Genomic DNA, 22,128 nt, shown 5'->3' with positions numbered 1-22,128 from the left:
GGATGATGAAGAAGAAGTACGTAGTTGTAACTGGAGGCGTAATCAGTGGGATCGGCAAGGGGATCCTCTCCGCCTCAATAGCGAGGGTTATGAAGGAATGCGGAGTCGAGGTAAACACTCTTAAAATAGATCCGTATCTGAATCTGGATGCCGGAACTATGAACCCGAACCAGCATGGAGAAGTGTTCGTTACCGAAGACGGATACGAAGCCGATCTCGATCTTGGTCATTACGAGAGATTTCTCGGGAAGGACATGAGAAGAGAGAACAACATGACCGCAGGCCAGGTATTCAAGTCGATAATTGACAAGGAGAGAAAGGGTGACTATCTGGGAGCAACAGTGCAGATGGTCCCTCACGTCACGGATGAGATAAAGTCGAGGATCAAGAAAGTCCCCGGAGACCTGATAATGATAGAAATAGGCGGTACTGTCGGGGACATCGAAGGCGAGATATTTCTTGAAGCGGTGAGGGAACTGTGGGTCGAAGAGGGCCCTGAAAACTTCTTGTTCATCCATGTGACCTATGTTCCATATCTGCGGGTCACTAATGAGTTCAAGACGAAGCCTACACAACAATCCGTTCAGCTGCTGAGAAGAATCGGTATCCAGCCTCAGATGATTGCCGTCAGATCAGAGTTGCCAATTGAGGAGAACGAGCTCGGCAAGATCGCACTTTTCGGCGGTCTCAATAGACAGATGGTCTATAACCTTCCCGACTCCGAGAACGTCTACGATGTTCCACGAATCGTATATTCATACGGGATTCACAGAAAGATTGCCGCATGGCTCAACCTCGAAATTGAGGAGCGGTTCGACTGGAATTATCCGAGAACATTCGTTCCGACCAGAATAGTCATAGTGGGAAAATATCTTGGAACGGACGATGCCTATAAGAGCATTTCGGAAAGCATTACGCTTTGCGGTGCCAGCAAACCCGACGTCATCGACTCGGAGTGCTTCGAAGAGATGACGGAAGAGCAGATTAAGAATGAGCTTCGAAAATACGACGGAATCATCATCCCAGGTGGTTTCGGCAAGCGAGGCATTGAAGGAAAGATAGCTGTAATTAAGGCGGCAAGAGAGGAAGACATCCCTATCCTCGGTATCTGTCTCGGAATGCAGCTGATGGTTATCGAGTTTGCAAGAAACGTTTCCCATTATGAAAACGCCAACTCAACGGAATTCGACCCTTCGACTCCCTATCCGGTAATTGACATCATGGAAGAGCAGAAGGCAATTATGAAGCTCGGAGGCACTATGAGGCTCGGGGCGCAGGAGACTCCGATTGAAGAAGGCACGTTGCTGATGGATGCATACAATGAGAAGATAGCATTCGAGAGGCACAGACACAGATACGAAGTCAATCTGGAGCGCTTCCCCGACCTCTTCAGAAATCCGGGAGAAAAGGATGAAAACAGATTGACCATTTCCTCCTTGGCGACCTTTGTTGAGGCAATAGAGCTGCCGGAGAAGCGATTCTTCCTCGGAGTTCAGTATCATCCGGAATTCCGCTCCAAGGTTGGCAATCCAAATCCGGTCTTCGAGCTCTTCGTCAAACGCGTCAGAGAGAAGAGAAGGAATCAGTAGTGGTCTTCAGTAGCGGTAGAGTGCTTGATCTTTCCGAACCGGTCATCATGGGGATAGTCAATGCGACTCCAGACTCCTTCTTTCCGGAAAGCAGGTTCAGCGATACTATCGCGGCTGTCGACGCTGCGATCAGAATGCTTGACGGCGGGGCAGCGATCGTCGATGTCGGCGGTGAATCCTCGAGACCGGGGGCAGAAAAGATCTCGGTGGAAGAGGAGATCGCCAGAGTTGTTCCCATAATAGAGCAAATACGGGAAAAGAAGCCCCACGCGGTTATCTCGATAGACACCTGCAATAGTGTGACCGCGGGAGTGGCCCTCGCAGCCGGTGCAGATATCGTCAACGACATTACCGGGCTCAGGTCGGAAGAAATGGTTGAAGTTGTTTCGCAAAGCAATGCAGCGGTTATCATAATGCACATGAGGGGAGATCCTTCGACAATGAGTCAGATGACAGATTACGGCGATGTAGTCGAGGAGGTCTCGTCCTGGCTCGTCGAAAGAGCGCAGAGGGCGATCGAATCAGGAATAAGGAGAGACAGAATAATTCTCGACCCGGGGATAGGTTTCGCCAAAACGGCGGAACAGAGCATAGAAATACTTAGAAACGTCGAGCGCTTCTTGCAACTGGGCTTTCCCCTACTGGTTGGCCATTCCAGAAAGAGTTTCATCGCAAAGCTCACGGGAAGCGCTGTTGAAAATAGGCTGGAAGAAACCCTCTCGATTTCGACTTACCTGTACCTTAAAGGAGTGGACATAATTCGCGTCCACGATGTTCTGGAGCACAGCCGAATCTTTGGTATACTTAAGATACTAAACCCATACGGAGAAAATGGGAGGGAATGATTTGCCCTACAGTAGACGCTCGAAGAAGTACTGGAAGGAAACCTGGCAAGCATATCTTTTCCTGCTGCCTTCGATTGTAATCTTAGGTGTCTTTGTTTTCTGGCCCATCGGATTTTCACTTGTACTCAGTTTCTTCAAATGGGATTACACTTCGACCACTCGTTACTTCATTGGATTCGATAACTATAAGGAGCTCTTCAGACTCACGTATCCTGTTTCGCTGAGCTTTGTCAATTCGTTGATAAACACCGCCGTCTACATTGTGGTTGTTCTAGTTATCGTGCAGGCTCTGTACCATGTTTTCGGTCTGATGAGCAAGTACGACAAGACAGAGAAGAGTCACTCGTTTCTGTATGCGATCTATGTTGCGGCCGTCGCCGGTTATGTATTTCTTCGCAATTCTTCGGCTGATTTGACGGCAGCAGGTTTGTTTGCCGGTCTGGGGTTGATGGGTCTCGGCCTTTTCATACTGATGCGCAGGAGAAAGAGTGTTCAGTGGAAGAAAATGAAGTCCAGTCAGTGGTTGACTCTGCTTCTGTTCGCGGCCGTCTACTACGCCCTAGCGTATCTCATTTTGAGGCAGAGCGCGGATTTTGTGCAGTACTTCACGCTCGCCAAAGAAAGTTCCGACTTTCTTAAATCGATCTACAACACGGTTTATTATGTTCTTCTGTCCGTTCCGACGCAAATAGGGCTGGCGCTGATCATAGCGATGCTTCTAAACAAGAACATCAAGCTGCGCTCTCTATTCAGGACTGCGTACTTCATACCCTTTGTCACATCGGTGGTTGCCGTTTCACTGGTATGGCAGTGGATGTTCAACGACCAGTTTGGATTGCTCAACTATATTCTCTCGATCTTCAACTTGCCTAGAATCGCCTGGCTGAAAGAAGAGGCGTGGACGATTCCGACGATAGCCATAGTCTCTGTATGGCAGCACGTTGGTTACACCACCGTCATCTTTCTCGCCGGCCTTCAGAATATAGACAGATCATATTACGAAGCTGCCGATGTCGATGGCGCAAGCGGCTGGCAGAAATTCAAGTTCATCACCTGGCCGCTGCTTTCGGGCACAACCTTCTTCATAATGATAATTACGATGATTGGTGCGTTCAAGGTTTTCTCTCAGATCTTCATTCTATACCAGGGTCTTCCTGGACCGGTCAATAAGAGCGGACTGACACTGGTCTATTACGTATTTGACGCCTTCTACAACCAGCAGAGAATGGGAGTGGCCAGTGCCGCCGCATACGTTCTCTTCATGATAATTCTGGTCTTGACAATAGTGCAGCTAAACGTGGGCAAGAAGCGTGTCCACTATGAGGGTTGAGGTGTTCAGATGACTACATCGTCGACAAAGATAATCTCGAAGATTCTTCTCTATGTAGTTATAATTGGCGGGGCCTTTCTGATGTTGATTCCATTCGGCTGGATGGTCGCAACCTCCTTCAAGGCGCCCAGCGAAGTCTCAAGCTGGCCGCCTGTTTGGACGACCAAGAACGCTGCCAGTTCCTTTACTTTCAAGACACAGATAAAGCAGAAAAGCTCCGGTGCCTCCGTTGATCTCTCAACTCTTAGTCTCAGTGAGTTCAGAAACTTTGCTGCCCTTATGGAAGAGTCGGCAAGTTTAGATACTGTCACTGTCACTCTGGACGATGATCCAATTAGAAGAGGCGAAATCGAGATCCAGTTGCTTAAAGGCGACGGAACTCCGGCAGATTACGCTACAGAAGTCGATGAAGAACGGTTCGCCGCACTAGTCGACAGGTATTCGGCGCTTGAGGCAGACGTTCCCGTTTCCTTTTCGAGTGTCCTGAAGGACCTTCCCACGGACAGTGCGGGCCGGTTTATGGACAGTTTCTTCAACGCTGCAGTATACAGTGACGGCGGATTTGTGAGAAGAGTAGTTCTCGTCAGCTCTCTCAAAGCTCAGTACTCAAAAGCGATCGATAGACTCTCTCAGAGCGTTGAAACTGCAATGAAGGAGTTGCCTATAGACACTGACGAAAGCAAGGAAATGAAGGCGAAGATCAGAGAAGAGTCCGGCAGGCTTCTTGAAACTCCGATTGCGGATCTGACGGCTTCAATGCAGACTCTCGAGTCTTTTAGAATGGGGGAGACGGGGGTCACGGATCTGGTCGAACTGGAAACAATAATCGGGGATCTTAGAAGCAGTGTCGATCTCATTCGGGACGTGGGCGCGGAAATCGTCTCTCTATCCGGGACAATAGCCGGCGCCGACTCCAGAATGTCTCTCTCTGTCCGGCAGCTTGAGCGCTCGCTAGAGACCGTTCCAGAGGGGTTGGTTCAGTGGGCCGAACTGCTCGACCTCTATTCAGACATAAGGGTCTTCTACAACGATTCTCAAGACAAGACCCTATCGAGCACCTCAATAGTTGGAAAGATACGCTCAGACGCAGAAGTCCATTCCCTGCTCTCGGAGTTTGTAAGGGGATGGGACGTTGAAGAGAAAGCCAGAAGCTATTTGCTCTCAGCGATCACGCCTTCCAATGTGCGAGACGCAGTAACGATACTCCTGAACTACCTGGATCGGAATTTCAAAGATACTCTATCTCAATATTTTTTAGATACTCAGACCCCTCTTGAAGTGATAAATGACGCCATGAATTTTCTCAGAACATCCCTGCTGATCGCTTCGAGTTCCGAGATGGACACGAAAGTTCGCAATGCGATGGAAGAGAAAACGTCATACTCCGACCTCACGTCGCTTATCAGAGAAGTGGCTTCGGCCGCCGGTCAGACTATAGGCGTCGGAGGAGTCGTTGCAGGTCTTGACAGACAGGCTGCTATTGGCGGCCAGGATGCATTTGCAGACTTAATTAGGCGAAGATGGAAAGAGACGACAATGGTTGGGACTTTCTCAAGGGTACATTCGGATATATTCAGTGAACTTGATCTTTCACTCAAGCCTGTCGAAGTTGAAAGAGTCTACTACAGAGGTATAATTTCGCCATCGGGCGCAAAGTCATTCGACATTAAGCTTAAAGGCATTCCAGCCGTCTGGTTCAAGGACGACATACCGGCCGGCAAAGTCAATTTCACATTCGGGGAAACCTTCAAGAATTTCTTCCAGAACTACATAACTGCATGGAATGCTGCACCTTTTGGCAGATACTATTTCAACACAGTGTTTGTTGCGATGGTAACGACTTTCGTGGAGATAATTTTTGCTGCGATGGCGGCATTCGCGTTTGCAAAGATGGAGTTCTTTGGGAAGAACTTTCTGTTCACGCTCTTCCTGGCAACGATGATGGTCCCCGGAGAAGTGCTGCTGGTTCCCAATTACATAACCCTGACAGCCCTCGGCTGGATCGACTCATATTACGCCCTCATTGTTCCCTGGGTAGTCTCTGTCTTTGCGATATTTCTGCTTAGACAGCACTTTATGACGATTCCTAACGAGCTTTACGATGCCGCCATGATCGACGGTCTGACGAAATGGCGCTTTCTCTGGACGATTCTGGTTCCGCTTTCGAAGCCTGCTGTAATTACAGGAGCGCTGTTAAAATTCGTCGGCAGCTGGAATTCCTTCCTCTGGGTTCTCATAGTGACCAAGAGCCCGGAAATCAGGACTCTCCCGGTGGGGCTTCAGAATTTCAGCTCGGCGACAGGTAGTGACTATCACCTTCTGATGGCCGCGGCTACTTTTTCGATAATTCCGGTCGTTATTCTCTTTCTGATTACTCAGAAGTACTTCATAGCTGGAATTGCCAGGAGTGGTCTCAAATAAAAAGCAAGAAGAGCAAAGCCAAATTTCCTCTCGGATTGTTCATCTTTCTGGCTCTTTTGATTTCGCTTCTTTTGATTACGAATATCGATGCCGTTCTCAATTACAGGCAAGTCCAGAGAAGATTGGATAACCTGCAGAAGGAGTACGATGCACTGGAGAGAGAAATAGAGATCAAAGAATCCGAACTGGAACTGCTCAGAAAACTGGTACCGGGAAACAATGATGGAGGCAATAGATGAGATTTGTAGTCACAACCTCTCATAAACCGACGAAAGAAGAAGTTTTGAGTGCAAGAGGCCTTGCCGATGAGCTTGGAGTCAAATACGTTTCAAGAGGCCGGTTGAAGGATTTCGAGAAGGAATACCCGATCGATTTCTACTACGTCTTCGACAAGAATGGCCAGCTGTCGATCAGGACCGGGGATTCGGTTTTCTTCTTTCACCCGGGCATGTCGAAGGTCAGGTATAAGAATATAAAGCTTCAGGACTCAGACTATCTAATCAAGAGCATGGAGCTTTCCGGAGACGAAACCGTTCTCGATACGACATTCGGGCTCGGGAACGAGGCGCTTCTGATTGCTCACTTTCTGCCTGAAGGAAAGGTGGTGGGCCTTGAGGCCTCCGAACACATATACAGGGTAGTTTCTCATGGACTTCGCAACTATCTGTACACTTATGAATGGATAAGAGAAGCGTCGACCAGGATCGAGCTTCACAACAGGGATCTTCGAGATTTCGTGAAGGAGTGTCCCGACGCTTCTTACGACATAGTCTACTGCGACCCGATGTTTGACAGACCGCAGATGAGTTCTAACTCAATAAATCCTCTCAGGCCATTTGCAATGTATGAGAGAATCAGCAGGGCCGACGTAGACGAGATGATCAGGATTTCCTCAAAGAGATTCATCATCAAGAGCAGAACGCGAGATACTCTCTTCGAAGAGTTAGGCCTCCAGTTCGACAAGGTTTGCGGAAGCAAGAAGAGCGGAGTGCTTTACGGGGTAGTTGAGAAGAGATGATTCCATTACTTCTCGGACCGACTGCGGTCGGAAAGACTTCGCTCCTGCTGGAGATGGCCAGAAGACTTCCCATAGAAGTGATCTCCGTTGATTCCAGACAAATATACCGTTTCATGGACATAGGAACCGCCAAGCCGACAAAGAGAGAACAGGCTTTGCTTAAACACTGGCTTATAGACATTCGCGATCCGGACGAGGATTTTGATGTTATGGAGTTCAGAAAACTCGCCCTTCAATCCATTTCCGACATAGTATCGAGAGGAAAGATCCCGGTACTGGCAGGCGGAACGGGCCTCTACGCAGAATCGCTCATCAAGGGTCTTACCGATCTTCCTCCAAGAGATGAGCAAGTAAGGCGGGCCCTCCTCGAGATTGAGTCTCAGAGCAAAGGCTCGCTGAGAAGAATACTCAAAAAGGTGGATAGCAAGGCATTCGATTTGCTGCACGAGAACGATCTCAAACGAATAATCAGATATCTCGAGGTCTTCTTCAAGACAGGAAGGCCCTTGACGGAACTGCACGGAGAGAGCGAGAGTTCTGACGAGTTCGGTATCGTAGTTCTTGAACGAGAGAGAGAAGAGCTTCATCAGAGAATCGAGAGACGCATGGACGAGATGATCCGAAACGGTCTGATAGATGAGACGAAGAGGCTTCTCGACAAAGGCTATACAACGAGACTTAACTCGATGAAGACAATAGGCTACGCCGAGATGGTACAATATATAAAGTGCGGAGTGTCCCTTTCGGAAAGTAAGGAACGGATGCTTACGAATACAAGAAGATACGCTCGTCGTCAGATTATTTGGTTCAGAAGATATAGTGAAGCTTTGAGAATTGACCTGTCCGTCCTCGATAAAGAGGCAGTTCGGGTTCTTGAGAACGCAATTCTCTCAGTTTGGGGGGGTAAGAATGGCCGAAAAGTTTAATTTGCAAGATCGCTTTCTGAATCTTCTTAGGGTAAACAGAATCGAAGTCAAGATGTACCTCGAAGGAGGATTCCAGACGAAGGGGATGGTTAAGTCGTTCGACAATTTCACCGTACTGCTGGAAGATGGGCAGGAGCAGACTCTTGTCTACAAGCACGCGATCAAGATGATGGTTCCTCAGAAGTACGTGAAATTGACGAATACGACAGGCAAGAAGGAGGATTGAATAGAGCATAAATACTTTACTTGTCGCTGTTTTTTCGTCTGAAGAACAGAATATGAAGACAGAAATACAGGGCGAGCTTCGCGAGCTCGCCCGAACTGGTGGCTATAATATTGTCGAGACCGTCGTTCAGAATCTAGACTACCCGGACCCCAGGCATTATCTTGGAAAGGGAAAAGTGGATTTTGCAAAAAGGATGGTAGGTGCCTTCGGCGCCACTCTTGCGATTACCCGTCATGAACTCTCTCCGTCTCAGGCGATGAATCTCGAAAAGCTATTGGAGATACCTGTGATGGACAGAACACAGCTGATTCTGAAAATCTTCGGAGACCACGCCACGACAAAGGAAGGCAAACTCGAAGTCGAACTGGCCAGTCTTAAGTATCAGTTGCCCAGGCTCAAAGGGCTTGGCAGAGCGCTTTCTCAGACAGGAGCGGGTATAGGTACGAGAGGCCCGGGAGAAAAGAAGCTGGAGACAGACAGGCGCCAGGCTCAGGACAGGATATCGCGCCTGCGAAAGGATATCGATGAGCTTGGCAAGCGCAGGGAAATCTCCAGAAAGAAGAGGCAGGCATCCTCTGTTCCTCTTGTTTCCTTTGTGGGTTATACAAATGTCGGGAAGTCATCGCTGGTTTCGGAAATAAGCAGCGACGAGCTTCTGGTCGAGGACAAGCTGTTTGCAACGCTCGATACGCGGGTAAGGAAGGCGAAGTTGCCGGCCGGCATGCAGGTACTCGTTTCCGATACCGTAGGGTTTATTAGAGAGTTGCCCCATGAGCTGATGGAGAGTTTTAGATCTACGCTTGACGAGGTGAAGTACTCAGATCTGTTGGTAGTGGTTTCCGATGCGTCCGATATGGCAGTCAGGGAGAAGTATTCGATTGTCGATCGCACTCTTCGTGAAATCGGCGCAGGTGAAATCAAGAGAATACATGTTTTAAACAAGATCGATCTCTGTACAAATGAAAGACTTCGTGAACTCGGGAGTATCTTCCCAGGAGCAATAATGGTGAGTGCCTCAAAAAGCTTCAATATAGAAGGCATTTTGAGCGAAATCAGTCGAAGCCTTTTTGGCGAAAGATCAAGGAGAAAGCTCAGGCTAACCCCGACCGAGTTCTCGAGTTTCATGAGATTCAGAGGCTCGCTTGAGGTGCTTTCTGAATGCTACGAAAGGGAGCTTATCGAGGTCGAATATGTATCCTCCGATGAGATAAATGAAAGGCTCATTTCTTCTATTAGCGAGGAGGGAAGGAAATGAAGAGATTATTATCGGTCGTACTGGCGCTAGTGATCAGCTGCATGTTGTTTTCGGCATCGCTCCTTTTTCCACTGAAGAGGGCGCCGGAAATAACGGGTTACTTTGGCGAGTATCGAGGAAATTCAAGAAACATAAACTATCCAGAGCATTTTCACATGGGAATGGATTACTCGACCGGGAGCGTAGTCGGTCTCGATCTTCTTTCCCCGGATGACTCATACTTACACCAGATTTACATAAACCATCCCATATACGGGATAGGAATTGCCCTCACACTTCCCGAAGTTACCAATATTCTCACTAATGAAAAGGGTATCAATGTAATATTCGCTCACGTAAATGAAATCGGAGATACTTCTTCTCTGGCGGGAAGAAAGCTTAACGACATCTACCATCAACTGATTTCCGAGTTTGGTGATCAATATGTTGAAGTCACCTTCGATCCCAGAGAACTTCCCTTCAGAAAGAGCGATGTCGTTGCCAAATCGGGAAACAGCGGAAATGTCCCACCTCATCTTCACATCGAAGTGAGAGATTCGACAATGGAGACCATAATCAATCCCGGCTTCTACTTTGATACAGGCAATCCGACATCGGCAGTCGAAATACTGGACATTAGGGCAGGAGGAAAGACTTACTCGTTTGCTCAGGGAAAGCCGACGATCGAGATGAGCGCTACTACCCCTCTCGATCTTCACGCCAAGGTTCAGTTGAGACATCCCGTAAGCCCAAAGACCATAGAGTTGTATGTTGAGAACAGCCTCGTCTATCAGATCGATTTTGTTTCTTTCGAGGTAGACGAATTAGACGAGGTCCACGAGATATACTCTTCGCCTTCAACGGAGTCTGATTACTGGTTCAATCTCAATGCGAGGATATCGCTCAGCGTTCTGCCAATAAACATTTGGGATGATATCGACTGGACGAATCCGAGAGATGCCAGGGTAGTGGTTCGGGACCACTGGGGAAACGAGGCTTCGAAAGACTTCAGAATAGTCATGAGGAGGTAATTCGGATGTTTTTCAAGAAGAAGCCGCGAGATATAGGGAAGAATCCCTTTTACGACAGTGGCAATACGGTTGTTGTCCACTTTGAATGCAGTAAGTGCGGAGAGAAATTCCGCAGCCATCTTAGAAAGTACTACGATGTCAGCGTAAATTATGGAAAGGGAAAGGGAGTCTACAGGCTCGATAAAGAGTTCATCGGGAGCAAATGCCAGAACAAGATTCAGATCATGGCTGAGTTCAACAGAGCGTTCAGGCCCTTGTCCTTCGAAATAATCGGTGGTAGATTCTTGTCTAAGGAAGAGTACGAAGAATAGATTCAGTTTATAGGAGGCAGTCATGAAGACTTGGTTGTTTACCAGTGAAAGCGTTACCGAAGGCCATCCGGACAAAATGGCAGATCAGATTTCCGATTCGATTCTCGATGCGATGTTGACTCAGGATGAAGATTCGCGAGTTGCAGTTGAGACTCTTCTTGCAACGGGAGTTGTCGTAGTTGCCGGAGAGGTAAGTACCAAAGCTTACGTAGATATTCCCAGAGTAGTTAGGGACACGATTCTCGATATCGGATACAACAGGGCGAAGTACGGCTTTGACGGGGAGACCTGCGCCGTTCTCACAAGTATTGACGAGCAGTCCTCGGATATAGCTCTAGGGGTAAACAAATCCTTAGAAGCGAAGAAAAACGATTCCGATAGATATGCCCTCATTGGAGCGGGAGATCAGGGCATGATGTTTGGCTATGCGACGAACGAGACTCCAGAAATGATGCCGTTGCCGATAGTTCTTGCTCACAGACTGGCTCGAAGGCTCAGTAGAGTGAGAAAAGACGAGAGTGTTCATGGCTTCAGGCCTGACGGAAAGACCCAGGTTACTGTCAAGTATCAGGATGGCAAGCCTGTCGGAGTAACAGCTATCGTGGTATCGACTCAGCATGATCCTGACTTGACTGCGGAGGAGATCGAAAGACTTGTGGTTGACAACGTAGTTGCGCCAGAAATAGACCACGAACTACTTCTTGAAGGGGTGGAAATCTTCGTGAATCCTACGGGTCGATTTGTCAGGGGCGGTCCTTCGGCCGATACTGGCTTGACAGGCAGGAAGATCATCGTCGATACTTACGGAGGCTGGACGCCTCACGGCGGAGGAGCCTTCAGCGGAAAGGATCCCACGAAAGTCGATAGATCGGCTCATTACATGGCAAGATATGCGGCAAAGAATATAGTGGCGGCCGGGCTTGCAGAACGTGTCACTCTTCAGCTAGCATATGCCATTGGAGTTGCAAAACCCGTGTCCTTTATGATAGATGCTCACGATACGGAGAAGGTCGATCTCGAAAAGCTTAGAAAAGCCGTCCTGAAGGTTTTTGACTTCAGACCGGCCGCGATCATCGACCGGCTTAACCTGAAACGGCCTATATACAGGCAGACGGCTGCCTACGGACATTTCGGCAGGATAGATATTAGACTGCCGTGGGAAGAGACCGATGCCGTTGACCAATTGAAGAAAGCAGTGGATTGATGATACAATTAACGGGTAAATCTTGAAAGGAGGAGAAGTGATAAGTGCCTAACAATGCATCAGCAAAGAAGAGAGTGAAACAGACGGCCAAGAGAACAGTTATGAACAGGGCCGCGAGGACGAAATTCAGGAATGCTTCCAAGAAGCTCTATAAGGCGATGGAAGAGGGGGAAGATCCACAGGCCGTGTCTTCCATGCTTAGCGAAGTATATTCTACTCTCGACAGGGCGGCGAAGTCCGGAACTATTCACAGGAATACGGCTTCACGTAAGAAGGCAAGATTGACCGCCAAAGTCAAGACATATGTCGAAGCGAGAGGTTGATTGAACGAAAAAATAAAAAAGGTGGCCTGAGCCACCTTTTTTGTTGTAGATAAGAGTTATCAAAGATTGTCCGGAGCTGCATCCTTGTGAGTCCCCGCAAGGACGTTTTCCTCCGTCTCGGGGTCAAACAGGTGCATCATAGACATATCGAAGACCAGATCCATCTTGTCTCCTGAAGATGCTCTACTCTTGGGATCGACCTTGGCCACGATATCATCGCCGTGAATATTTGCGTGGATAAGAGTCTCACTTCCGAGAGGCTCGACAACCTCCACGTCGCCCTTGACTATGAACTCTTCTTTCGGCGCAACCGAGTACATTTTGTCGTAGATGTCTTCCGGCCTTATACCGAATGTGGTGTCTTTACCTACCAGGTGTTCGAGCCTTTCAACCTTGTCTTCAGGAACAAGAAGTTTCATGTCTTCCTTTACTACCCAGACTTTTCCTCCTTCAGAGACAAGCTTCGCACTGATGAAGTTCATTGCGGGAGTGCCGATGAATCCAGCAACGAACTTGTTTTTCGGCTCAAAGTAGACGGAGTAAGGGTCCCCGATCTGCTGGATTATTCCGTCTTTCATGATTACGATCTTGTCGGCCATGGTCATTGCCTCGACCTGGTCGTGAGTAACGTATATTATCGTCGCCTGAAGATTCTGGTGCAGTCTCTTGAGTTCGGCTCTCATCTGAACCCTTAGTTTGGCGTCGAGGTTGGAGAGAGGTTCGTCAAAAAGGAAGACCTTTGGTTTTCTAACTATCGCTCTTCCAACTGCGACTCTCTGTCTCTGACCACCCGAGAGCTGCTTTGGCTTACGGTCAAGCAACTGTTCTATTCCAAGTATTCTCGCCGCTTCCATGACTCTCTCTTCGATCTCCGGCTTCGGCGTCTTTCGCAGTTTCAGTCCGAATGCCATGTTTTCGTAAACCGACATGTGCGGATAAAGAGCGTAGTTCTGGAAGACCATGGCGATGTCTCTATCCTTAGGTTCGACATCGTTGACGACTTTGCCGCCAATCTTGATCGTTCCTTCCGTAATCTCTTCCAAACCGGCAATCATTCTCAATGTCGTGGTCTTTCCACAGCCCGACGGACCCAGGAGAACGAGAAACTCCTTGTCCTTCACTTCGAGATTCGCATCGAGAACGGCCTTGACTCCGTTCGGATAAGTTTTGCCTACCTTCTCGAGAGTAACTTCTGCCATCTTGCACCTCCGTCAATCATCATCAACTTCAACAATAAGATCCTCTATCTCAACATCCATCGCTTCATCCCCGGCGTCCATCAAATAGAGATCGTGGACTCTTTCCAGGAACCTGTTGAGGAGTACATACTTGTCATAGTCCATCACGACGGCCTTTGGGAGCCCGTTTTTTGTTATAATAATATCGGCCTTCTCGCAGTCGTCAACGACCTTTGAAAAGTGAGCTTTCGCTTCGGCCAGTGAAAAAAAAGAGAGCTCATGTAACCTAGACAAGAGAACCACCTCAGGACTATTATACATTATGACCACAATTATAGTCAAGCTTTAGTTTTCGGAGGTGCCAAAGATGGCGAAGAAGTTTTTTCTGAAACAGCCAATGATGAGAAAGGTTATCTACGCTCTCCTTCCAATTTTGGTCTTCGCTGTTGGAAATTTTGGCTGGGTGGTCTTTTCCAAGGTTTTTCTTTCGATAGTTGTCTCGGTTTTTGTTGAATGGCTATTCGAAAGCAAAAAGGGGAAGTCCGTGAGTGAAGCTGCAATTGTTACCGGGTTCCTAATTGGATTGATTCTGCCTCCTGCCGTTCCCTTCTGGATAGTTATAGTTTCAAGCTCCTTTGCAATAGTCTTCGCCAAGATGGCCTTTGGAGGGTTTGCCAGGAACCTTTACAACCCTGCATTAGTTGGCAGGGCCTTCGTTTATGTGAGTTTTCCTGCCGCCGTACAGCAAAGCTGGACTCCGGCAGTTCAGAGCTGGGGACAGGGCTTTACGCGCTGGATCAGCTCGGATATTGTCACTATGGCCACTCCGGCCAATGTCATCAGGGGCGGCGGAGAGGTTAGTGCATGGCGGATGATCTTCGGAAACATAGCCGGTTCTTCCGGCGAAACGGCGAAATGGTTGATTGCAGCCGCTGCGGTGTATCTGATCATGACCAAGGCGGCTTCCTGGAAGATCATTGTATCAACTCTGGTGTCGGCATTTGTGATGTCGGGAATAATCTTCATTTTTGACCCTTCAAGAATGAACCCATTCCATTGGATGATCGGAGGCAGTATCATGTTTGGGGCCGTCTTCATGGCAACAGACCCGATCAGCGCGCCGAAGAAAGATAGAGCCAAATGGATCTACGGGGCTATGATCGGATCTCTTGCAGTCATAATAGGTACATTCTCATTGTTCGGAGCCGGTTTGATGTTCGCTGTCCTTATCGCAAACACATTTGCCTCTCTTCTTGATTATCTCAGCACCCCGAAGAAGGTGAAGGCGTGAACGAAAAGCTTTACTCTGTATTGTTTGTTTTCATTCTAACAACGGTATTTGTCCTGTGTCTCGCAGGCATAAACGCACTGGCTTCCGGTACGATCGAAAGAAATGAGCGGCTCGAGTTTCAGAGATCGTTGATTTATGTATTCGAGCTTTGGGAGGGAGCCGATTCCCCGCCGGATGAGGAAGTTCAGAAGCTCTATTCAAGCAGAATCAAAGAGCTCGAGGGAGCACAGACTGTCTATGTAGTCGAGAAAGACGGAACGAGAGAGTTTGCCTTTACTGTGCAAAGCGCCGGGCTCTGGGGGACTATTACGGCTCTTGTAGCGGTAGATGAGAGCGGATCAAGAATAACGGGAATAGATTTCATCAACCACTCGGAAACTCCCGGACTTGGCGGAAGAATAGATGAAGAGTCGTTTAAGGAGCAGTTCAGGGGAGAACTGATCTCCTCTGATTCTTCTGCAAGAGTAGCCGTGGTTTCGGGTCAGGACACCGGTTCTAGAGACGACTCAAAGGTCGATGCAATTACTGGAGCGACGAGAACTTCGGAATCGATCCAGACCTTATTGAATAAGGCGGTTAACACGGTTCTCCCGGTAGTTCTTGAGGTGGTGGATTAGTATGGCTGAATCGAAGAAGACGATCTTCCTCGCGAATATCTGGAAGAACAACCCTGTAATTGTGCAGATACTCGGGATTTGTTCGGCCCTGGCCGTAACGAACAATCTCACAAACACACTGATAATGAGCATAGGCCTTATTTTTACTACGGCATTCTCTTCGCTCACAATTTCGGCTCTTAGAAGGCATATTCCCAAGAATGTGCGTATGATGGTTCAGGTTCTGATAATCGCTACTTACGTAATAATCCTGGATATTGTTCTGAAGGCTTATCTTCCTTCCATAAGCAAGGCCCTCGGTCCTTATGTCGGTTTGATTATCACTAACTGCATAATCATGGGCAGAGCCGAGGCCTTTGCGCAGTCACACGGGCCGGTTCTTTCATTCATTGACGGAATCTCAGCCGGAATAGGCTATTCGCTGATTCTTCTGGCAGTGGCCTTCATCAGGGAGCTGCTTGGCTTCGGAACTTTGTTTGGATTGAGAGTCATGCCGGAGAGCTTCACTCCCTGGGTGATCATGATTATGGCACCCAGCGCCTTCTTCATACTTGGCGCCATAATCTGGATCGCACGCACACCTATCGTAAAGAAGAAATGAGGGGGGAGATGTAGATGGGAGTTCCGCTTAATCCTTTTGTCATAATGATCGCTGCGGCACTTACGAGCAACATGGTTCTGAGCAACTTTCTCGGGATGTGCTCGTTCATCTCCGTTTCGAGAGATATAAAGACGGCCAACGGCCTTGGAATGGCAGTAACCTTCGTCCTGACACTGACATCGGTCCTGAATTACATAGTCTACTACTATATTCTTGTTCCACTGAATCTGGTCTATCTCCGGTACATCGTATTCATCGTAGTAATTGCTGCATTTGTCCAGTTTCTGGAGATGGTTATCGACAGGTTCTCTCCGGCACTCTATATCAATCTGGGAATCTTCTTGCCTCTAATCACCGTGAACTGTGCGATCCTTGGCGGCGTTTTGTTCATGATCATCAGAGAATACAATCTGATACAGTCGCTGTTCTTTGGGTTTGGATCCGGAGCGGGCTGGTGGCTGGCAATAGTCGCGCTGTCTGCGATGAGAATGAGACTTAGAGAAAAGGATCTTCCCCCTCAGTTGGTGGGACCCGGGATAACCATGATAATCATCGGCATTATGGCCCTCGCTTTTATGGGCTTCTCGGGCATGCTGCCCGTTCAGTAAGGTGGTGTTTGGCTTGGAAATAGTCATCTCTGCTCTGGTCGTTGGAGGGATCTCCGCAGTACTCGCTGCGGTTCTTACAATCGCAGATGCCCTGGTTAACAACTACGGAGAAGTGAATATCAAGGTAAATGAATCCAAGAGCTACAAGGTAAAGGGCGGATCGACTCTACTTTCCACTCTCGCGGGAGAGAAGATCTTCATCCCCTCGGCATGCGGAGGCAAGGGCAGTTGCGGACTGTGCAAGGTGAAGGTCCTGAGTGATATCGGGCCCATTCTTCCCACGGAACTGCCTTATCTCTTACCCAAAGAGAAAAAGGACAATATCAGGCTCTCATGCCAGGTGAAAGTGAAAAGCGACATATCTATCGAAATTCCCGAAGAGCTTTTCAACATACGAGAGTACCTTTCAACCGTCTCATCCATAGAGAATGTCACTCATGATATCAAGGAAGTCTTCTTCGATCTCGAAGAAGAGATAAGGTTCAAAGCCGGTCAATATGTTCAACTGATCGTGCCTGCTTATGGAGATATAAAGGGAGAGACAATGAGAGCCTATTCTATGTCATCTCCGCCCTCCGTGAGGAACGGAGTTGAACTGCTTATAAGGCTGGTTCCTAATGGAATTGTGACAACTTACGTCCACACGATGCTTAGAGTGGGAGACAGGATAAGAATCCTTGGACCGTTTGGAGACTTCTTTCTCAGAGAGACCGATTCGGATATAATATTCATTGCCGGTGGTTCGGGGATGGCTCCGATCAGGTCGATAGTACTTGACATGATGGAAAAGGGCGTAGAAAGAAATGCGTATTACTTCTTTGGAGCAAGGAGCAAGAAGGATCTCTTCTATCTTGAGGAAATGAAGGAGATCGAAAGCAAAATGCCTAACTTCCATTTCATACCGGCTTTGTCCGACCCCCTGCCCGAAGACGGCTGGGAAGGCGAAGTGGGACTGATAACGGATGTGGTTGACAGGTACCTTGCCGGGCAGGGAGATGAGCCTTCCAGAGAGGGTTATCTCTGCGGTAGTCCCGGGATGATAAATGCCTGTATAAGCGTATTGAAAAAGCACAACGTACCGGAAGAAAAGATCTACTACGACAAATTCGGATAGTTTTGGAGGTGAGATTATGAAACAGACTCCGGACTTCGATAGGATTCAGGAAAACATGAGAGCCGGCAGCATCACAGGTCCGGGCTTTCTTGGCGATGACGAAAGAAACCTGCTGGATATTATTAGCGAGGATGAGTCGAAGGTGAAGGAATTGGGCTTGACGAACGAAATAATCGCTGACAAGCTGGAAATGCTCATGAAGCAAGGTGGAAAAGGATTCGGCTCGCCTGTCAGAGTCGATGATCGCTTCGTCGTAATCGTTGAGGAGAGTCGCGGTTACATACCCTGCCCCTTTCGACACGGACATCTTTCAAAAAAAGTAAACGTCAATGTGAGAAATATCGCCCTGAAGGAAGAGATAGACTATTCACCGATTTCCATTCATCTTATACGAGAGCACGGTTTCTATCAGGGAAAAGGTTCGACCTACAGGCTCGATCCCGAAAAGGTTGCAAAGATTCTGGAGTTGATCTGACCAGATGAATTTGCCTGGTGTGATCGAAAATGGTCAAAAAGTATAGTTCAAGAAACAGGGCGCTTTTCACGTTCTTCTTCGTAATTGCGTTGATTGCATTTGCTTCATATTACGCCTTTGGACACAAGATGGAAGTGGTTGTCCCTGCCAGTGAGATCGAACTGGATGAGCTGACCTTCAACAACGGCGTCTTCTCCCTTCTTGGTGAAGCTCCTTTTCCGCCGGATCAGGGTCTTGCTATCGGAGTTTCTGTAGAGCAGGACGATGGTGAGGTAATCCGGGTATTATACCCGCCCGAAGACGACTCAGTCAGGAGCTTGCAGTTCGAGCTGAACTCGAGGGTGATAAATGTGTATATCTGGAAGCTGGATTCCGCAGACTCCGCAAGAAGAACCTGGGAGACGCTCTTCCTTGTGGAAGGTTCGGTACTAACGAGAGACATGGGCAGGATAAAGAAGGCAGATTACTGCTATGCAAAAGTGGTAAGGTTCGGTGGCAAAGACCAGGCTCTCATCTGGCAGAAAGGAAATTGGGTGGTACTGGCCAAGAGTCCGGGATTCACAATGGAAACAGAAGAGGAGAGACAGATTCTAACTGAGCTATTCGACCCTAGTATAAGAAGTTGATCTCTTCTTCGGAATAGACTTCAATAGCGTTCTTCATGAGAAGCTCCGCTGTTATTCCCATTCCGTCGATCATCACCCCGCTGAAAGTACCGTCGTAGATGCCTTTGCACCCGCAAGAAGGACTCCTCGACCTGAGGAGAGCGATACTGGTTCCGGAAAGCTTTGCTATTTTCAACACCTCTTCGGCTCCTCGTGTGTAGTTCTGAGTAACATCCTTCCCAAACTGATCGATAACTATCCTTGCTGCCCGCCAGTCGCATGAAGTAGTTATTTCTGCCCTGGGACGCGGTGTCGGAAGTCCTCCGAGCTGCTCAGGACAGACAGGTAAAAGAATAAACCTGTCCACCAGCTCAAGAAGCTTCAAAGACAGGTTGTTATCTCCGCGATACGTACAGTTGACACCGATGAGGCAAGCGCTAACCAGGATCTTTGTCATTTACCACCGGCAGCGGTGCCGTCGTCCTCTCTTCTTATCACGTACATGAGGTCACGTGTGGGGAGCATCGAAAGGGGATTCATCGTGTTGGTCTTCGGATCTCTGACTTCGAAATGCACGTGAGGACCCGTCGAGATCCCTGTGGTTCCGACCCGGCCGATCAACGAACCGGTCTCCACTCTTTGACCTATATAAACACTGATTCTGCTCATGTGGCCATAACGGGTAACGTAACCATTGTCGTGCTGTATTTCAACCATATTCCCATAACCGCCGTTCATTCCGGCAAAGACTACTGTTCCCCTCGAACCTGCAAAGATCGGTGTTCCTTCGGGAGCCGCAAGGTCAAGTCCCGAATGGAATGAGGGCTGCCCGCTTACAGGATGAGTTCTCCAACCGTAATTGGAAGATATGACCCCATAAATGGGCCACCTGAATGGGGAACTCTGCGGAACATACTGATACAAGTTTATCAGGGACATGGGAATGAAGACTCTCTGTCCAGGGTTGATAATCGAATCAGGCCGAAGGTTGTTCGCTGCTATCAACTCTTCGACAGGTGCGAAGAAAAGCTTTGCTATGTAATCGAAGGTATCGCCGGATTGAACCTCGTAGATCAGACCATCGGGCTGAGGCATCCGGAGCGTATCTCCTGCCTTGATACTGCTAGGATTCTTCAGGTTGTTGAAATCGATAATTGTCGAAATGCAAACATCCAAATCCCTGGAAATAGTGTGAATCGAGTCTCCCGATCTAACCACGTACGTAACGAGGAAATACGCAAAACTGCGAGTCATCAAAAACAAAGACATAACTAAGAATAACAGAATGACCCGACGGTTCATTCCCTGCCACCTCCAAAAAGCCCCAAGAAGAAGAAGATTACCAAGATCATTATACCAAAAAGCAGTCCGATGGCAAAATGCAAACCAAAAATTGATTGTAAAATAATGGATAATCCTATAAGGATAGATACTGCAGTCCCTATAAGTACTACTGAGGCTGCTGTATCCTTTAGTACACGCACTCTATCGTCATAGTAGGGACGCAGAATATCGGCCATCTTCTCCACCACCGTGTTAATTCCCTCGAGAAGTAATACCATAAACGTACAGAAAAGAAGCCAATAATAATCATTCTTGTCAAGGCCTAGCAGAGCGCCAAGAGTAAGAATTACTGCTCCGAAAACGAGCTGGATTCTGAAGTTCCGTTCCTTCAAGAGATGCTTTATTCCGTTTGTGGCGTTGCCTAGACTTCTGACAAACTTCTTCATTCAAATCCCCGGCCGACAGAATCGATTCTTTCACTTCTAATATTGTAAGATTTCTCAATTAGTGAGTAACCGAAATCAATAGCCCGGGAGTTCATTTCAACGTACTTTGCTTTAATGTGCTTGACCATGGCCTCCTTAAGTGACTGAGTGGTGACGAAATTCCCGGCTCTGGCAATCAGTCCCAACCCCACCATATTAGCGGGAAGCGTGCTTCCGAATTTATTCTCTGTGAGTTCCGTTACCGGCTTGGAAATAATCTTTCTCGTCATTCTTATTCCTTCTTTCGGAATGGATTTGACGAGAGTCGAATCTACTATAAGGACGCCGTTCATATGAATCAGGGGAACGTGAGCATTAACGGCCGTCTGGTGCATGGAGTAGATAAGTTCAAAGGAATGGGCTTTTGGGTAGTCGATCGGCTCGCTGTTGAAAAGGACATCACAATAAGAGAGCCCGCCCCTCACCTGCGCGCCGAATGATTGAGTCTGAACGACCCAGCTTCCCTGAATAAGGAGCGCTTCAGCTAGAATGATACCCATCAAGACATTTCCCTGGCCACCGATACCGGAAATCCTTACTGAATGAGGTTCCGAAACCGTGTGCTTCATGCTTCGTCACCTCTCTCGGCAGCGATTATCCGTTCGCTCATAATCCTGTATCTGTCGCTGTAAGTTTCCGCTTCTATATTGACAAACTCGCCGGCAACTATCTTGTCCGATAATTCCTCGGGAGACATTGTTTTTGCTTTCTTGATCTGCACCGTGTTCTTTTTGAAATGCGTCAGCAGATCTTCCGGTTTGGACATTGCATTGTATCTTCCGTAGTATGTGTGACAATTGGTCATTATCTCCACCACTCCCATACCTTTGTGATTCAGGGCCTTCTGGATGAACTGCACCATCTGGGCATAATGAAAGACTGTCGTCCTGGCGACATAGGTCGCACCGGAGGCGACTGCGAGATTCACTATGTCGAACGAGTTCTCAACATTTCCGTAAGGAGAAGTCGAAGCGATCTTCTCATGAGGCGTTGTCGGCGAATACTGTCCGCCCGTCATTCCGTATATATTATTATTGAAAACTATCACGGTAAGATCCATGTTTCTTCTGCAGGCATGGATGAAGTGATTTCCGCCAATTGCCATCATGTCTCCGTCCCCGCCCATTACAACAACGTTGAATTCCGGTCGTGCCAGTTTAACGCCTGTAGCGAACGCTATTGCCCTTCCGTGAAGAGTGTGCATAGTGTTGAAGTTAAGGTATCCTGTGACTCTGGAAGAGCATCCAATGCCGGATATTACGGCGACTCTGTCGGGATCAAGGGCGCCCTTGTCGACTGCGTCAATGAAGGCCTTCATAATAACGCCGTTTCCGCAGCCGGGACACCAAACGTGAGGCATCCTGTCTTGCCTAAGATACTTGGTTAGCCTTGCGATAGCCATGATTTCCTCC

At 48.1% G+C, this 22,128-nt stretch carries 27 protein-coding genes; 20 read left to right on the top strand and 7 right to left on the bottom strand.

The window, feature by feature from the left end; genetic code table 11:
- Positions 1-5: 5 nt before the first annotated feature.
- The 13 genes from B3K42_RS13500 to rpsT are packed head-to-tail and all read left to right on the top strand — an operon-like array spanning position 6 to position 12,458.
- Complete coding sequence (locus B3K42_RS13500) at positions 6-1,589, top strand: CTP synthase (protein WP_110990215.1); 1,584 nt, start codon at positions 6-8, stop codon at positions 1,587-1,589.
- On the top strand, positions 1,589-2,434 hold the full coding sequence (gene folP, locus B3K42_RS13495) for a dihydropteroate synthase (protein ID WP_110990179.1): 846 nt from the start codon (positions 1,589-1,591) through the stop codon (positions 2,432-2,434). The genes B3K42_RS13500 and folP overlap by 1 nt, the downstream gene beginning before the upstream one ends.
- Before the next feature lies 1 nt (position 2,435).
- Entirely contained in the window at positions 2,436-3,764 is a 1,329-nt protein-coding gene (locus B3K42_RS13490) for a carbohydrate ABC transporter permease (protein ID WP_110990180.1), read from the top strand.
- A 9-nt stretch (positions 3,765-3,773) separates the two neighbouring features.
- Entirely contained in the window at positions 3,774-6,185 is a 2,412-nt protein-coding gene (locus B3K42_RS13485) for a carbohydrate ABC transporter permease (RefSeq protein WP_110990181.1), read from the top strand.
- A gap of 56 nt (positions 6,186-6,241) precedes the next feature.
- Positions 6,242-6,424 (top strand): hypothetical protein, encoded by a 183-nt coding sequence (locus tag B3K42_RS13480; protein WP_258367196.1) that lies wholly within the window; start codon positions 6,242-6,244, stop codon positions 6,422-6,424.
- Entirely contained in the window at positions 6,421-7,203 is a 783-nt protein-coding gene (locus B3K42_RS13475; RefSeq protein WP_110990183.1) for a class I SAM-dependent methyltransferase, read from the top strand. Before B3K42_RS13480 ends, B3K42_RS13475 begins: the two co-directional genes overlap by 4 nt.
- Positions 7,200-8,129: a tRNA (adenosine(37)-N6)-dimethylallyltransferase MiaA gene (gene miaA, locus B3K42_RS13470; RefSeq protein ID WP_110990184.1), complete on the top strand. Its 930-nt coding sequence runs from the start codon at positions 7,200-7,202 to the stop codon at positions 8,127-8,129. The genes B3K42_RS13475 and miaA overlap by 4 nt, the downstream gene beginning before the upstream one ends.
- The gene (gene hfq, locus B3K42_RS13465; RefSeq protein WP_110990185.1) at positions 8,113-8,355 is read left to right on the top strand and encodes an RNA chaperone Hfq; all 243 of its coding nucleotides are present in this window, start codon (positions 8,113-8,115) and stop codon (positions 8,353-8,355) included. Before miaA ends, hfq begins: the two co-directional genes overlap by 17 nt.
- Before the next feature lie 7 nt (positions 8,356-8,362).
- Complete coding sequence (hflX, locus tag B3K42_RS13460) at positions 8,363-9,610, top strand: GTPase HflX (protein WP_258367203.1); 1,248 nt, start codon at positions 8,363-8,365, stop codon at positions 9,608-9,610.
- Positions 9,607-10,620, top strand: a complete 1,014-nt coding sequence (locus tag B3K42_RS13455; protein WP_110990187.1) for a hypothetical protein — start codon at positions 9,607-9,609, stop codon at positions 10,618-10,620. The genes hflX and B3K42_RS13455 overlap by 4 nt, the downstream gene beginning before the upstream one ends.
- 5 nt (positions 10,621-10,625) lie before the next feature.
- Positions 10,626-10,931, top strand: a complete 306-nt coding sequence (locus B3K42_RS13450) for a hypothetical protein (protein WP_110990188.1) — start codon at positions 10,626-10,628, stop codon at positions 10,929-10,931.
- A 22-nt stretch (positions 10,932-10,953) separates the two neighbouring features.
- A complete protein-coding gene (gene metK / locus B3K42_RS13445; RefSeq protein WP_110990189.1) occupies positions 10,954-12,135 on the top strand; it encodes a methionine adenosyltransferase in 1,182 nt (393 codons plus the stop codon).
- A 44-nt stretch (positions 12,136-12,179) separates the two neighbouring features.
- The gene (gene rpsT / locus B3K42_RS13440) at positions 12,180-12,458 is read left to right on the top strand and encodes a 30S ribosomal protein S20 (RefSeq protein ID WP_110990190.1); all 279 of its coding nucleotides are present in this window, start codon (positions 12,180-12,182) and stop codon (positions 12,456-12,458) included.
- A 59-nt stretch (positions 12,459-12,517) separates the two neighbouring features.
- Here rpsT and B3K42_RS13435 read toward each other — a convergent pair whose 3' ends face one another.
- Entirely contained in the window at positions 12,518-13,657 is a 1,140-nt protein-coding gene (locus tag B3K42_RS13435) for an ABC transporter ATP-binding protein (RefSeq protein WP_110990191.1), read from the bottom strand.
- A gap of 12 nt (positions 13,658-13,669) precedes the next feature.
- Positions 13,670-13,939: a type II toxin-antitoxin system Phd/YefM family antitoxin gene (locus B3K42_RS13430; protein WP_292599269.1), complete on the bottom strand. Its 270-nt coding sequence runs from the start codon at positions 13,937-13,939 to the stop codon at positions 13,670-13,672.
- A gap of 64 nt (positions 13,940-14,003) precedes the next feature.
- On the opposite strand from B3K42_RS13430, the gene B3K42_RS13425 reads away from it, so the two are divergent.
- From B3K42_RS13425 to B3K42_RS13395, 7 genes are read left to right on the top strand one after another with little or no spacing between them, the layout of a single operon-like run.
- Positions 14,004-14,927 carry an RnfABCDGE type electron transport complex subunit D gene (locus B3K42_RS13425; RefSeq protein WP_110990193.1) on the top strand — a complete coding sequence of 308 codons (924 nt, stop codon included), beginning with the start codon at positions 14,004-14,006 and terminating at the stop codon, positions 14,925-14,927.
- The gene (locus B3K42_RS13420) at positions 14,924-15,544 is read left to right on the top strand and encodes an FMN-binding protein (protein WP_110990194.1); all 621 of its coding nucleotides are present in this window, start codon (positions 14,924-14,926) and stop codon (positions 15,542-15,544) included. Before B3K42_RS13425 ends, B3K42_RS13420 begins: the two co-directional genes overlap by 4 nt.
- Position 15,545: 1 nt before the next feature.
- Positions 15,546-16,145 (top strand): NADH:ubiquinone reductase (Na(+)-transporting) subunit D, encoded by a 600-nt coding sequence (locus B3K42_RS13415; protein ID WP_110990195.1) that lies wholly within the window; start codon positions 15,546-15,548, stop codon positions 16,143-16,145.
- Between the two features lie 14 nt (positions 16,146-16,159).
- The gene (locus tag B3K42_RS13410) at positions 16,160-16,753 is read left to right on the top strand and encodes an electron transport complex protein RnfA (RefSeq protein ID WP_110990196.1); all 594 of its coding nucleotides are present in this window, start codon (positions 16,160-16,162) and stop codon (positions 16,751-16,753) included.
- A 13-nt stretch (positions 16,754-16,766) separates the two neighbouring features.
- A complete protein-coding gene (locus tag B3K42_RS13405; protein ID WP_110990197.1) occupies positions 16,767-17,867 on the top strand; it encodes an NADH:ubiquinone reductase (Na(+)-transporting) subunit F in 1,101 nt (366 codons plus the stop codon).
- A 16-nt stretch (positions 17,868-17,883) separates the two neighbouring features.
- Entirely contained in the window at positions 17,884-18,342 is a 459-nt protein-coding gene (locus B3K42_RS13400) for a hypothetical protein (protein ID WP_110990198.1), read from the top strand.
- Between the two features lie 29 nt (positions 18,343-18,371).
- The gene (locus B3K42_RS13395; RefSeq protein ID WP_110990199.1) at positions 18,372-18,968 is read left to right on the top strand and encodes a hypothetical protein; all 597 of its coding nucleotides are present in this window, start codon (positions 18,372-18,374) and stop codon (positions 18,966-18,968) included.
- Here B3K42_RS13395 and B3K42_RS13390 read toward each other — a convergent pair.
- The 5 genes from B3K42_RS13390 to B3K42_RS13370 are packed head-to-tail and all read right to left on the bottom strand — an operon-like array spanning position 18,952 to position 22,118.
- The gene (locus tag B3K42_RS13390; RefSeq protein WP_110990200.1) at positions 18,952-19,404 is read right to left on the bottom strand and encodes a DUF523 domain-containing protein; all 453 of its coding nucleotides are present in this window, start codon (positions 19,402-19,404) and stop codon (positions 18,952-18,954) included. The genes B3K42_RS13395 and B3K42_RS13390 overlap by 17 nt on opposite strands.
- Complete coding sequence (locus B3K42_RS13385) at positions 19,401-20,249, bottom strand: M23 family metallopeptidase (RefSeq protein WP_110990201.1); 849 nt, start codon at positions 20,247-20,249, stop codon at positions 19,401-19,403. The genes B3K42_RS13390 and B3K42_RS13385 overlap by 4 nt, the downstream gene beginning before the upstream one ends.
- Complete coding sequence (locus B3K42_RS13380) at positions 20,246-20,677, bottom strand: diacylglycerol kinase family protein (RefSeq protein WP_110990202.1); 432 nt, start codon at positions 20,675-20,677, stop codon at positions 20,246-20,248. Before B3K42_RS13380 ends, B3K42_RS13385 begins: the two co-directional genes overlap by 4 nt.
- Positions 20,674-21,285 (bottom strand): 2-oxoacid:acceptor oxidoreductase family protein, encoded by a 612-nt coding sequence (locus B3K42_RS13375; RefSeq protein WP_110990203.1) that lies wholly within the window; start codon positions 21,283-21,285, stop codon positions 20,674-20,676. The genes B3K42_RS13380 and B3K42_RS13375 overlap by 4 nt, the downstream gene beginning before the upstream one ends.
- Complete coding sequence (locus B3K42_RS13370; RefSeq protein ID WP_110990204.1) at positions 21,282-22,118, bottom strand: 2-oxoacid:ferredoxin oxidoreductase subunit beta; 837 nt, start codon at positions 22,116-22,118, stop codon at positions 21,282-21,284. Before B3K42_RS13370 ends, B3K42_RS13375 begins: the two co-directional genes overlap by 4 nt.
- Between the last annotated feature and the right edge of the window lie 10 nt (positions 22,119-22,128).

It is taken from the genome of Mesotoga sp. UBA6090 (assembly GCF_002435945.1).
In the GTDB taxonomy this organism is placed as follows: Bacteria; Thermotogota; Thermotogae; order Petrotogales; family Kosmotogaceae; genus Mesotoga.
The sequence above is the reverse complement of the archived record's forward strand: the minus strand, read 5'-3'. Positions and strand labels throughout refer to the sequence as shown.